This is a genomic window from Nocardia sp. NBC_01327 (assembly GCF_035958815.1).
Taxonomy (GTDB): Bacteria; Actinomycetota; Actinomycetes; order Mycobacteriales; family Mycobacteriaceae; genus Nocardia.
In genome coordinates, this window is sequence record NZ_CP108383.1 from 53797 (window position 1) to 66758 (window position 12962).

The window sequence follows — 12962 nt, forward strand, 5'->3', positions numbered from 1 at the left end:
TTCCTGAATCCTACTGCGCCTGAATCGAACTCACGTCGACGGGAAGCTTCGGACCGCCGTCGCCCGGCCCCATTTTCTCGTCCGTTCCACCCGCCGCGACCTTGTCGAGCACCGCCAGCCCGGCCGTGTCGATGGTCCCGAAAACGGTGTACGAGGGCGGCAATTGCGAATCACCGTAGACGAGGAAGAACTGGCTGCCGTTCGTGCCCGGACCGGCATTCGCCATGGCGAGCGTGCCGCGCGGGTACAGCACCGGCCCGGAGGCCGCCGCGGCATCGGTGGAGCCGAAGGTGTCGGTCGGATACTCGTCATCGAATTCGTATCCGGGACCGCCCATTCCGGTACCCGTCGGATCACCGCACTGCAGGACCTTCAAATCGTCGGCGGTGGTCAACCGGTGGCAGTGCGTGCCGTCGAAGTAGTGCTGCGCCACCAGACTGCTGAAACTATTGACGGTGCAGGGTGATTCGGCGCTGTTGAGACTCAGCCCGACGCTCCCCTGCCCGGTCGCCATCACATACTGCGTCACCGAAGAGCTCGTATTCGCCGGAACACCATCGGTTTTCGGCAACTGCGCCTGCCCCTGCTGCGCCCCGGCCTTCGTCCGGTAGACACAACTCACCGCGGCGGGTTTCGTGCCGGGAGCCGGTAGTGCGCCACCGGCCGGTGCGGCCGGTGCGGTGGTGGAATCAGGGGCCGATTCCGGGGCCGACGCGGCGGCCGACGTCGTCATGGGCAGGGCGGTGCCCGACTCCTCGGACTTCTTCGAATAGACGACCGCCGCGACCGTGAGCACGACAAGCGCCACCACCACCGCGGGAATGGCCACCAGCAGCCACTTCGGCACCGATCGGCGCGGCGGACCCGGGGGCGGATATCCCGGACCGGGGCCGTAAACCGGCGGACCGGGCGGATAGGCGCCCGGTGGCAGCGGAGGCGCGGGATACGCGTCCCGTGCCGGATGAACCGGTTGCTGCTGTGGCGGCATGCCCGCCGGATCCTGATTCATGCTGTCCTCTCACCTGCGCTACCCGCCGCACCTTACCCAGGTGCTGTTACCGGCCGGTTCTGATGAGGATCGCGCCACTACTCGGGCGAGTAGTAGGTGCCGCCACCGGCAATGTGCGGGAAGTTGGTGTCGATGGTGACCTGGACACGACCGGGGCCGGTCGGAAGGGTTTCCGGGACCCAGAGCGCATCGGTGGGGCCGAAGGGGGTGTCGTCACCGAGCGGGACCGGCGGGAAGGTGCCGCTCGCTCCGCTGTCGAGGTTCTTCCAGCTGAGGGTCGCGGTCGCGCCGCAACCGCCGGTCAGCACGGGCAGATAGGTGAAATCGGCTCGCACCCACACGGTTTGCCTGCCGTAGAAGGTGTTCTGCGGGTCGTGGAACGCCACAATCTGACCGGCGCAGGGGAAGGCCCCGCCGCCGATCGTATAGGCGGGCGTGAATGTGGTGACAGGATCGGCCTGGGCCGGTGCGGCTACGGCGAGCAGGGCGCCGGCGGCGAACGGAACTGCGAGCAATGAGCGGAACCAGCGCATCGAAACTCCTGTGGTCGATAACGGGGGTACGGCCTATGTGTCGAGGACGAGACCGCAAACGCTACGCGGGACTAAAGATTCGGGCGGCGAGTCGCCGGAATCAGCGGCCGGGCGGTTGCCAGCGGTGTGCGAATTCGTTCGGGGCCGGGGGTGGACCCGGCAGATCTCCGGCGCCGGTCAGGCCGTCGATGAGCAGCGCCAGGACGCGGCGGCGCAGCTGGGCGGCACGCTGCGGGTCGGGAAGTGTGATGGCGGCACAGGATTCGAGGATCAGGCCCAGGTCCGGGGTGGTGACATCCTTGCGCAGCCTGCCGGATTCGCGTGCGCGGCGCAGGATCTCGTCGTTCAGCTCGGCGGAGCGCATGACATCCGGGACGATCGACTCGTCGGGCGTGAAGGTGCCGGCCAAATGTGTTGTCAGCGAATGCACGTCGGCATCCACGACGCGTTCCAGGAAGCCCACGAAGCCGTGCCAGCCGTCCGGATCCGTCAGCGCCGCTTCGGCTTCGATGTTGTAGCGGCGCAGCCCGTCATAGCAGAGCGTGCGCAGCAGATCCTCCTTGCTGGGGTAGCGGCGGTAGAGCGCGCTGATACCGACCCCCGCGCGCTCGGCCACCGCCGAGATGGGGGCCTTGGGTTCGGCGAGGAAGACATCGCGCGCGGCGGCCAGGATGAGCTCGTCATTGCGGGCGGCCTGCGCCCTGCGGCCGGGCAGAGCGCGCTGAGCTGGGACTTCGACTGATTCGGGCATGAATCGAGAATACCACTTGAACGGAATGATCCGTTCCGCTATGGTTGAAACAGAACGAAACATTCCGTTCCAACAAGGAGAACATCATGACCGCCATCCGCCCCTTCCGCATCGACGTCCCCCAGGCCCAGCTCGACGATCTGGCCGATCGACTGCACCGGGCGCTGTGGCCGAACGAGCTCCCCGGCGTCGCCGATGCCTACGGCGTCCCCAACGACCGCATTCGCGGCCTGGCCGAGTACTGGGCGCAGAGCTTCGACTGGCGGGCCCTGGAGGCGAAGCTGAACTCCTACCCGCAGTTCACCACCGAGATCGACGGTGAGGACATCCACTTCCTGCACATTCGCTCCGAGCGCCCGGATGCCACGCCGGTCGTCCTGACCCACGGCTGGCCGGGTTCGATCCTGGAGTACCTGGACGTCATCGCACCGCTCACCGCACCCGAATCCGCCGATGATCCGGCCTTCCACGTGGTCATCCCGTCACTGCCCGGCTTCGGCTTCTCCGGCCCGACCCGCAGCACCGGCTGGAACCGCTTCCGCACCGCCCGCGCCTGGATCGAGCTCATGAATCGCCTGGGGTACAGCCGATTCGGGACCATCGGCAATGACGGCGGCTCGTTCGTCGCACCCGAAATGGGGCGCATCGCCCCGGAGCAGGTCATCGGAGTCCATGTGACACAGCTGTTCTCGTTCCCCTCGGGCGATCCGGCCGAGATGGCGGACCTGTCCGAGGAGGATCTGGCCGGACTGCAGCAGCTGCAGTGGTTCTACGAGAACAAGATGGCCTTCAGCTCACTGCACGGCCAGCAGCCGCAGACCCTGGCCTTCGCACTCGCGGATTCGCCGATCGGGTTGCTGGCATGGAACGCACAGCTTTTCGGCGAGAGCCTCGACAATGAATTCGTGATCGGCAATGTGGCGATCTACTGGCTGACCGGCACCTCGGGGTCCTCGATCCGGTTCTACTACGAGGACCAGCACGCCACCGAGCAGCCGACCGAACCGACCACCACGCCGACGGCGCTGGCCATGTTCAAGGGCGATTTCCAGTCCATTCGCCGCTTCGCGGACCGCGATCACAAGAACATCGTGAGCTGGCACGCCTACGACGTGAGCCCGGATTCCACCAGCGCCAATGACGCGGCCGGGCACTACGCCGCGCACGAGGCACCCGAGGTTTTGATCGCCGATATCCGGCAGTTCTTCGCCCAGCTGAGCTGAATCTCGCAGCAGCGGCCCGCATTCCGTGATCGGAGTGCGGGCGCTGACGCGCCTCAGGCGTGCTCGTGGGCCGGGCCCCAGGACGGGAAGGGGTCCCGGAAGCCGAGCCACGCCTGCCGCCCGGATTCCATTTCGGCGTCGGTGAGCAGTGCGGAGTACAGCAGATCCCGCACATGCGGGCGATCGAGCTTCACCCCGATGAAAACGATTTCCTGACCGGGCTGCATTTCCAATGCGGACCAGTACGCACCCGCCTCGAAGGTCAGATTGGGCCCGGCCTGCGACCAGATGGCCGCCATATCCGGACGGCTGGCGAGCCAGAAGAAGCCCTTGCTGCGCAACAGCCGATGCAGTTGTGCCAGTGCGGCATCCAGGCGTTCGGGATGGAACGGCCGATCGGCGGTGAAGGTGACGCTGCTGATCCCGTATTCCTCGGTCTCCGGGGTGTGCCCGCCCGCGAGCTCGGAGTCCCAGCCCTCGAACTGGGCGGCGATATCCGGGTTGTAGAGACCGGTGCCGAGCACCTCCGCCAACTCCACCACGCCGTGCGAAGCGTGCACGATCCGCGCGGCCGGATTGAGCCGCCGGATCGTAGCCTCCACGGTGCCAACGGCTTTCGCGCTCACCAGATCGGTCTTGTTGAGCACCAGGACATTCGCGAACTCGACCTGATCCACCAGCAGATCGGCAATCGTGCGCGCATCCCCCTCGCCCGCTTGCAGATTCCGCTCCGCGAGCGCCTGCCCCTGCACCACCTCGGCGAGGAAGGTGGAGGCGTCCACCACGGTCACCATGGTGTCGAGCCGGGCCAGCTCGCCGAGGGTGAAACCGTCCTCGAATTCCCATTCGAAGGTGGCGGCCACCGGCATGGGTTCGGAAATGCCGGTGGATTCGATGATCAGCTGATCGAAGCGGCCCTCGCGGGCCAGCTGACCCACCGATTCAATGAGGTCCTCGCGCAGGGTGCAGCAGATGCAGCCATTGGTGAGTTCGACGAGCTTCTCCTGCGTGCGGTCCAGATGCCCCTGGCCGGCCACCAGGGCCGCGTCGATATTCACCTCGCTCATGTCATTGACGATGACCGCCACCCGGCGGCCCTCGCGATTGGCCAGGATGTGGTTGAGCAGGGTCGTCTTACCCGCGCCGAGGAAGCCGGAGAGCACGGTCACGGGCAGCTTGGCGGGTTCTCGGTCCGAAGTCATGGGGTAATGATAATGGTTTTCATTAACAGCGACAGGGTGGGGTCGCCCACGCACGGCGGCGGGATCGTAGGGTCGGTGTCGTGAAACTCCTGCCGCTCTCCCCCAACGGGCAGACACCCGTCCGCGCACTCACCATCGCGGGCACCGATTCCGGCGGCGGCGCCGGCATTCAGGCCGACTCCCGCACCATGGCGCTCTGCGGCGTGCACGCGTGCGTGGCGGTCGCCGCGGTCACCGTGCAGAACACGCTGGGCGTCAGCGGTTTCCACGAGATTCCGCCGGAGATCGTGGCGGGCCAGGTGCGCACCGTGGTCGGCGATATCGGCATCGGCGCCGCCAAGACCGGCATGCTGGCCTCCACCGCCATCATCGAGGCGGTCGCCCAGGTCTGCCGGGAGGTCGGCATCGGCCGCGATGGCGGCATCCCACTGGTGGTGGACCCGGTCGCGGCCTCCATGCACGGCGATCCGCTGCTGCACGCCGAAGCCCTGGACGCGCTGCGGCACACGCTCATTCCGCTCGCCACCCTCGTCACCCCCAATCTCGACGAGGTGCGGCTGCTCACCGGTATCGAGGTCGTGGACGAGGTCACCGCCCGCAAGGCCGCCGAGGCCCTGCACGCGCTCGGCGCGCAGTGGGCCATCGTCAAGGGCGGGCACCTGCGCACCTCCGAGATGAGCACCGACCTGCTCTTCGACGGCGACACCTTCCACGAGCTGCCCGCCCCGCGCCTGGCCACCGGCAATGACCACGGCGGCGGCGATACCCTCGCGGCCGCCACCACCTGCGCACTCGCACACGGCTATTCGGTGCCGGACGCGGTCGCCTTCGCCAAGGAGTGGACCTTCCGCTGCCTCGAAGCCTCGTACGACCTGGGCGCGGGCCACGGTCCCGTCTCCCCGCTGTGGCGGCTGCACACGGGTCCGCAGTAACCCGGAAAGATGCCAGACCCTAGTTTTCGGTCTTGTCCGGGGCCAATCTGAGCCGATAACGTTTCTGATCATGAAGAACACCAAGGCCCACCGCATCGGCGCGGTCACGGCGGGCATCGCAGCCCTCACCGCCGCCGTCGCGCTGGCCGCTCCGTTCGCGGCCGCCGACGTCACCAATAACGGCCTCACCCTGTCCGGCTCCGCCTACCAGACGGGCCAGACCTACCAGCTGTCCTTCGACGGCAGCCAGTTCACCGGCGCCAGCTACAGCGTCTACGACAATGTCAACAACGACCCCACCAATCGGGTCAAGATCGCCGACGGCTTCACCACCAGCGCACACCAGCAGATCTCGGTGAACTGGACCCCGAACACCGTTGGCGCCCACTCACTCTGGGTCGCCATCGGCTACCTGTCCGCCGCGACCCCCGAACCCGGTCCGGTGAATGTCACCGTCACCCAGGGCACCTCCTCGGGCAGCTCGCTCACCAACCTGCTCGGTTCGCTCAGCGGCTAGACCTTCCGGCAGTGCCGCCCCGGCGCAGTGATCCCGCTCGGATCACTGCGCTCGGAACCATTCCGCCGGTGTCGATCGACGGCTATGAAGGCACCTGTTCCAGGCCCGATAGCTGGGGGTTGAGATCGTTGCAGCGAATATGTAGCAATCTCATTTGATGCTTTAATTCCGAGTGCGTCCCCGGCGGCTTTCCACTGTTCACCAGCACCCACATGGGTTTTTTGCGGCTTATGTACAGACCGTCGGCGGCGCAGCGACCTGCCGCGATAGCTGATCGATAGCGCACAGTCGCGAACAAACAGCAACATGCTCCCAGGAACTTCCCAGCTCTGCCGCAGTCCTGGCCCAGCGTGGCCGACGAACGTAGTGATCATGTCGGAGACCGTGACCGCCGTCCGGGCGGCAGCACCAGTAGAGTCCTTGACCACGCCCGTTGTGGATGTGGTCATTCCTGTCTACAACGAGGAAGCCGACCTCGGGCCGTGTGTGCTGCGGCTGCACGCGTTTCTCAATGACAATTTCCCGTTCACGGCGCGAATCACCATCGCCGACAACGCATCCACCGATTCCACCATGCAGGTGGCGAAGCATCTCGCCGCTCAGCTCGAGGGGGTGCGTGTGGTGCACCTCGATCGCAAGGGCCGCGGCCGGGCACTGCGTGAGGTCTGGCAGGGCTCCGACGCACAGGTCGTCGCGTATATGGACGTCGATCTCTCGACCGATCTGAACGCCCTGCTGCCGCTGGTGGCGCCGCTGGTCTCCGGACACTCCGATCTGGCCATCGGCACCCGGCTCGCCGCTTCCTCGCGGGTGGTCCGCGGACCCAAGCGCGAATTCATCTCGCGCTGCTACAACCTCATCCTGCGCACCTCGCTGCAGGCCAAGTTCTCCGACGCGCAATGCGGTTTCAAGGCCATGCGCGCCCAGGTGGCCCGCATGGTGCTGCCGCTGGTGGAGGACGGCGAATGGTTCTTCGACACCGAGCTACTGGTACTGGCCGAGCGCATCGGGCTACGCATCCACGAGGTGCCGGTGGACTGGATCGACGATCCGGACAGCAGCGTCGACATCATCGACACCGCCCGCAAGGATCTGCAGGGCGTGTGGCGAGTCGGGCGCGCGCTGGGCAGCGGCCGGCTGCCCATCAATGAGCTGCGCGCGGCCATCGGCCGGGAACCGCTCATGGAGGGCGTGCCGCTGGGCATGGTCGGGCAGCTGGTGCGGTTCGGCATCGTCGGCATCGGCTCCACGCTCGCCTACATGCTGCTGTATGTCCTGCTGCAGTCGTTCACGGGCGCACAGGTCGCCAACTTCCTGGCACTGCTCATCACCGCCGTCGCGAACACCGCGGCCAACCGCACCTTCACCTTCGGCGTGCGCGGCGCCACGCAGGCGGTATCGCACCAGCTCCAGGGGCTGCTGCTCTTCGGCATCGGCCTGTTCCTGACCAGCGGATCGCTCTTCGCCCTGCACCATTGGGCGCCGGACTCCGCCGTGCACCTGGAACTGGCGGTGCTGGTCATCGCCAACCTGCTGGCCACCCTGATCCGATTCGTGGGCCTGCGCTGGGTCTTTCGCCAGGCCGGCGCCTCGCCGCACCGGGCGACCGTGACCGGGATCCGCCCGTGACGGCGACCCTGGCCGATCCCCGGCCGATCGCTCCCGACCTGCCTCCCACACAGACGCGCAACCGGCGCTGGGAATACCCGGCGCTGGCGGTGCTGCTGATCGGGACCGCGGTCGCCTATCTGCAGAACCTGTCCATCAACGGCTGGGCGAATTCGTTCTATGCCGCTGCGGTGCAGGCGGGTTCGGTGTCCTGGAAGGCCTTCTTCTTCGGCTCCTCCGACGGCGCGAACTCCATCACGGTGGACAAGACCCCGCTGTCGCTGTGGCCGATGGAAATCTCGGTGCGAATCTTCGGACTGCACTACTGGAGCGTGCTGCTGCCGCAGGCGCTCATCGGCGTGGCCTCGGTGGCGCTGCTGTGGGCGACCGTGCGCCGGAGCTTCGGCCCGGTCGCCGGGCTGCTGGCCGGACTGGTTCTGGCCGTGACTCCCGTTGCGGCACTGATGTTCCGGTTCGACAATCCGGACGCGCTGCTGGTGCTGCTCATGGTCGCCGGCACCTGGGCCATGACCCGGGCGGTGGAGGACGGGCGCTGGCGCTGGCTGCTTTCCGCCGGGGTATTCCTCGGCCTCGGCTTCCTGACCAAACAGCTGCAGGTGCTGCTGGTGGTGCCCCCGCTGGCGCTGGCCTACCTCATCGCCGGTCCGCCCAAGCTCGGCAAGCGCATTGTGCAGCTGTTCACGGCGGGCGCCGCCATGGTGGCCGGTGCGGGCTGGTGGCTGCTCATCGCGGAACTGTGGCCGGATGACGACCACCCGTACTTCGGTGGCTCCCAGCACAATTCGATTCTCGAACTGACCTTCGGCTACAACGGCCTCGGCCGCCTCAATGGCGATGAGACCGGCAGTACCGGCGGCGGCGGGCCGGGCGGCGGAGCCGGCGGGCACGGCATGTGGGGCGAAACCGGCATCACCCGCCTGTTCCAGCCCGCACAGGGCGGGCAGATCGGCTGGCTCATCCCGGCGGCCCTGGTGCTGCTGGTGGCCGGACTCGTCCTGCGCGGCAAGCTCGCTCGCACCGATCAGAAGCGTGCCGCACTCATCATGTGGGGCGGCTGGCTGCTCACCACCGGGCTGGTCTTCAGCTTCATGAAGGGCATTTTCCACCAGTACTACACGGTGGCCTTGGCCCCGGCGGTGGCGGCTTTGATCGGCATCGGCGTGGTGCAGCTCTGGGGCGAACGCGAAAAGCCCTGGGTGCGTGTGACATTGGCGCTGGCACTCGGACTGACCGTCGCGACGTCGTGGATGTTGCTCTCCCGCACCGAATCCTTCCAGCCGTGGTTGCGCTGGACGGTGCTGATCGCCGGTATCGCCGCCACGGTGGCACTGCTGATCCCGCTGCCGCGCAAGCTGTCGCTGGTCGCGGCGAGCGCCGCTGTGCTCATCGGCCTCGCCGGACCGCTCGCCTACACCGTGGACACTCTCGCGACCGGACACGAGGGACCGATCCCCAGTGCCGGACCGGCAGTTCGTGGCGGCTTCGGTGGCTTCGGCGGACCGCGACAGGGCGGCGGCAATCGTGGCCCGAACGCGGCAGCCGGCAATCATCGCAACAATGCCGGACCGGGCGCAGGCCAGGGAGCGGGCGCGGGCCAAGGTCCCGGAGCGGCAGGCTGGGGCGGCGGCGATCGTATGGGCGGCGCGGCAGGCGGGCTCATGATGGCCAGCAAGCCGAGCGCACAGGTCACCGCTCTGCTGGCGGCGAACGGCGACTCCTACACCTGGGTGGCCGCGGCCATCGGCTCCAATAGCGCCGCCGGATTCCAGCTGGCCACACAACTGCCGGTCATGCCGATCGGCGGCTTCAACGGCAGCGATCCGTCGCCGACGCTGCAGCAGTTCCAGCAGGATGTCGCCGGCGGCGAGATCCACTACTTCATCAGCAGTGGTGACGGTGGCGGCGGCGGCCGCGGCGGCACCGCCGGGACCGGCGGCAGCAATGCGAGTTCCGAAATCTCCAAGTGGGTGCAGGCGAACTTCACCGCAAAGGAGGTCGACGGGGTAACCCTCTACGACCTGACCGCACCGAAGACCGTCACCCCGCAGTAAAAGCCTCGCGACCGGGCAGCCGGTAGCCAGGGGACAGCAGAACGCCCGTCACCGCAGTAGCGGGACGGGCGTTCTGTTGTCTATCGCCAGTGACGTATTACCACCGGTGAGGCGACTGAATCAGGCCAGGCCCCACGCGTGCAGCAGGTACGTGATGTTGGACGCGATGCTGGTGACAACATTCGCGAGATTCAGTGCGGCAGAGCCGAGATCGATGATGGGCACAGCATTGTCCTTCGCGGATCGGGTTCAGAGTTGCGCCCAACGTATGCCACTGGACAAGCGCCCAACAATGATGCAGTTCACGTATCGCCGCAGTTCAGGCGTGATTCGCAGCACCCGATACGGCAATCGTGGCAGCCGTCACCGCCGGTGCGACGCCCCTGCACCCCTGCCATCGCGGCGCGTTTTCGGCCGGGATCTACCCCGGACTTCCGGCCAGCATGCGTGGATCCCGGCAGAAAGCATGCCGGGATGACGGGGGTGGCCCCGAGAATGGATCCGCGATCAGTGCTGGGTGGCGGCAAGCGCGGTGTGCAGCGTGGCGGCCCACTGCTGGACGATTTCCTTGCGACGCAGGGAGTCGTCGGTGAGCACATCGGCCAGTCCGAGGCCGCGCGCGAGGTCGAGGGTGGCCTGAACCAGGTGGTGCGCAACGGGATCCGAGTCGTCCACGCCGAGCGCTTCCACCGCCATGCGGTGCGAGACACGGCCGAAGCGGGCCTCGAGGGGAACGATGCGTTCGCGCAGTGCGGGATCCGCGGCGGCGTGTGTCCACACCTGCAGGGCCGCCTTGAACAGTGGCGTGGTGAAGCCCTCGACCAGCGCCGTCACCACGGCCTCGGTGCGTCCCACGCCCGCGGCCACCTCGCCGATGGCCTTGGAGTCGGCCAGCGACTGAGCCATGCGGGTGTCGAACATGTACTCCAGGGCGGCGGTGATCAGGTCTTCCCGGGTCGGGAAGTGATGCTGTGCCGCGCCGCGCGACACCCCGGCCCGTTCGGCGACCACGGCGACCGTCGCCGCTGCCCAGCCGGTTTCGGCCAGGCAGTCGATGGTCGCCTCCAGCAGCCGCTGCCGGGTGGCCCGGCTGCGGTCCTGCTTGGGTTCGTGGGGTGTAGCCATGGTGGCTATTGTGCCCAGCTCGGTGGGCGGCGCTCGAAGAAGGCCGTCATGCCCTCGATCACCTCGGCGGTGCCGAAGAAGCTGCCCGAGCGCTTGGCCAGGGTGTCGGCATAACCGTCGAACTCGCGCAGCGTGGCCGCGGTGGTGAGCCGCTTGCTCTCGGCCAGACCCTGCGGCGACCCCTTGCGCAGCGCGCTGAGCAGCTCATTCACCTCGGCGACCGGATCGTCGGCGGCAAGGGTGATGAGTCCGGTGCGCTCGGCCTCCGCGGCGTCGAAGGTCTCGCCGGTCTGGAAGTAGCGGGCGGCGGCACGGGAGGTCATCCGCGGCAGCAACGTCAGCGAAATCACGAAGGGGGCCAGCCCCAGCCGTGCCTCGGTGAGCGCGAAACTGCTGCCGCGACCCGCGACCGCGATATCGCAGGCCGCGACGATGCCCATGCCGCCGGCGCGCACATTGCCGTCGATCCGGGCGAGCACCGGCTTGGGCAGTTCCAGGATGCGGCGCAGCACCTGCACCATCCAGCCGGTCCGGATCTCCGCGGCCGCCGACGGATCGGCGTCGATGGCCTCGCGCAGATCCGCACCGGCACAGAAGGTATTGCCGGTGTGAGTGAGCACCACCCCGCGCACCTCGGTGTCCTCGGCCGCACGGCCGAGCCCCTGCAACAGCTCCGTCACCAGGCGGGAGGAGAGCGCATTGCGATTGTGCGGGGAATCGAGGGTGAGCACGGCGAACCCGTCCTGCACCTCGTAGCGCACGAACGGCGCGTCGGGGGCGGTATCACTCATGAGATCTCCTGGCTTCTCGAATATCGTTGCGGCTCAGTACGACCGGGGCAGGCCGAGCGAATGCTGCGCGACGAAGTTGAGGATCATTTCGCGACTGACCGGGGCCACCCGGGCGATGCGCGAGGCGGCGAGCATGCCGGCCAGGCCGACATCGGAGGTCAGCCCCGCCCCGCCGTGCGTCTGGATGGACTGATCGAGCGCCTTGATACTGGCCTCCGCCGCAGCGTATTTCGACATATTGGCCGCCTCGGCCGCACCGAATTCGTCACCGGCGTCGTAGAGGTGCGCGGCCTTCTGCATCATGAGCTTGGCCAGCTCCAGTTCGATCTTCACCTGGGCCAGCGGATGCGAAATGCCCTGGTGCGCACCGATCGGCACACCCTTCCAGACCGAGCGCTCCTTGGCGTAGGCGACGGCCTGGTCGATGGCGTAGCGGCCCATGCCCACGGCCATGGCCGCGCCCATGATGCGCTCGGGATTGAGTCCGGCGAACAGCTGCGCGATGGCGGCGTCCTCCTTGCCGACCAGCGCGGTGGCGGGCAGGCGCACATCATCGAGGAAGAGCGTGAACTGATTGTCCGGCTCGATAATGTCCATCTCCTGCTTCGTCTTCACGAAGCCGGGGGCATCGGTGGGGACGATGAACAGGGCGGGCTGCAGATTGCCGGTCTTGGCATTCTCGCTGCGGGCCACGATGAGCACGGCCTCGGCCTGATCCACACCGGAGATGAAGATCTTGCGGCCGCTGAGGATCCAGTCCTCACCGTCGCGCCGCGCGGTGGTGGTGATCTTGTGCGAATTGGAACCGGCGTCCGGCTCGGTAATGCCGAAGACCATCTTGCCGGAGCCGTCGGCCAGCTTGGTCAGCCATTCCTGCTTCTGCGCCTCGGTGCCGTACTTGGTGATGATGGTGCCGCAGATGGCCGGGGACACCACCATGAGCAGCAGACCGCAGCCGCGCGCGGCCAATTCCTCCTGCACCAGCGCCAGCTCGTAGATGCCCGCGCCGCCACCGCCGTACTCCTCCGGCAGGTTCACGCCGAGGAAGCCGAGTTTGCCTGCCTCGTCCCACAATTCGTCGAACGGCTCACCCTTGCGGGCCTTGGGTCCGGCGTAATCGCGGAAGTTGTACTTCGCGGCCAGCTGAGCGACCGCGGCGCGCAGCGCCTTCTGTTCGTCGGTTTCCACGAAACTCATTG

Annotated in this window: 12 protein-coding genes; 5 read left to right on the forward strand and 7 right to left on the reverse strand. The window is 67.3% G+C overall.

Features of this window, described 5'->3' with window-relative positions; genetic code table 11:
• Positions 1–10: 10 nt before the first annotated feature.
• From OG326_RS00240 to OG326_RS00250, 3 genes are all read right to left on the reverse strand, one after another.
• A complete protein-coding gene (locus tag OG326_RS00240; RefSeq protein WP_327142610.1) occupies positions 11–1009 on the reverse strand; it encodes a peptidylprolyl isomerase in 999 nt (332 codons plus the stop codon).
• 77 nt (positions 1010–1086) lie between these two features.
• A complete protein-coding gene (locus OG326_RS00245; RefSeq protein ID WP_327142611.1) occupies positions 1087–1542 on the reverse strand; it encodes a hypothetical protein in 456 nt (151 codons plus the stop codon).
• A 100-nt stretch (positions 1543–1642) separates the two neighbouring features.
• Entirely contained in the window at positions 1643–2293 is a 651-nt protein-coding gene (locus OG326_RS00250) for a TetR/AcrR family transcriptional regulator (protein ID WP_327142612.1), read from the reverse strand.
• Between the two features lie 86 nt (positions 2294–2379).
• Between OG326_RS00250 and OG326_RS00255 the strand changes: the two genes are divergently transcribed.
• Positions 2380–3516 (forward strand): epoxide hydrolase family protein, encoded by a 1137-nt coding sequence (locus OG326_RS00255; RefSeq protein ID WP_327142613.1) that lies wholly within the window; start codon positions 2380–2382, stop codon positions 3514–3516.
• A 53-nt stretch (positions 3517–3569) separates the two neighbouring features.
• Here the strand turns inward: OG326_RS00255 and OG326_RS00260 are convergent, their stop codons facing one another.
• Positions 3570–4718, reverse strand: a complete 1149-nt coding sequence (locus OG326_RS00260) for a GTP-binding protein (protein ID WP_327142614.1) — start codon at positions 4716–4718, stop codon at positions 3570–3572.
• Between the two features lie 80 nt (positions 4719–4798).
• On the opposite strand from OG326_RS00260, the gene thiD reads away from it, so the two are divergent.
• The 4 genes from thiD to OG326_RS00280 all read left to right on the forward strand — a co-directional run bounded on the left by thiD (position 4799) and on the right by OG326_RS00280 (position 9847).
• On the forward strand, positions 4799–5650 hold the full coding sequence (gene thiD, locus OG326_RS00265; protein WP_327142615.1) for a bifunctional hydroxymethylpyrimidine kinase/phosphomethylpyrimidine kinase: 852 nt from the start codon (positions 4799–4801) through the stop codon (positions 5648–5650).
• A gap of 70 nt (positions 5651–5720) precedes the next feature.
• The gene (locus OG326_RS00270) at positions 5721–6167 is read left to right on the forward strand and encodes a hypothetical protein (RefSeq protein WP_327142616.1); all 447 of its coding nucleotides are present in this window, start codon (positions 5721–5723) and stop codon (positions 6165–6167) included.
• Positions 6168–6539: 372 nt separating this feature from the next.
• Positions 6540–7796 (forward strand): glycosyltransferase, encoded by a 1257-nt coding sequence (locus OG326_RS00275; protein WP_442790894.1) that lies wholly within the window; start codon positions 6540–6542, stop codon positions 7794–7796.
• Complete coding sequence (locus tag OG326_RS00280) at positions 7793–9847, forward strand: glycosyltransferase family 39 protein (RefSeq protein WP_327142617.1); 2055 nt, start codon at positions 7793–7795, stop codon at positions 9845–9847. Before OG326_RS00275 ends, OG326_RS00280 begins: the two co-directional genes overlap by 4 nt.
• A gap of 507 nt (positions 9848–10354) precedes the next feature.
• Here the strand turns inward: OG326_RS00280 and OG326_RS00285 are convergent.
• The 3 genes from OG326_RS00285 to OG326_RS00295 are packed head-to-tail and all read right to left on the reverse strand — an operon-like array spanning position 10355 to position 12960.
• Positions 10355–10972 (reverse strand): TetR/AcrR family transcriptional regulator, encoded by a 618-nt coding sequence (locus OG326_RS00285; RefSeq protein ID WP_327142618.1) that lies wholly within the window; start codon positions 10970–10972, stop codon positions 10355–10357.
• A 5-nt stretch (positions 10973–10977) separates the two neighbouring features.
• On the reverse strand, positions 10978–11763 hold the full coding sequence (locus OG326_RS00290) for an enoyl-CoA hydratase family protein (RefSeq protein WP_327142619.1): 786 nt from the start codon (positions 11761–11763) through the stop codon (positions 10978–10980).
• Positions 11764–11796: 33 nt separating this feature from the next.
• Positions 11797–12960, reverse strand: coding sequence for an acyl-CoA dehydrogenase family protein (locus tag OG326_RS00295; protein WP_327142620.1), 1164 nt, complete (start codon positions 12958–12960; stop codon positions 11797–11799).
• Positions 12961–12962 lie beyond the last annotated feature (2 nt).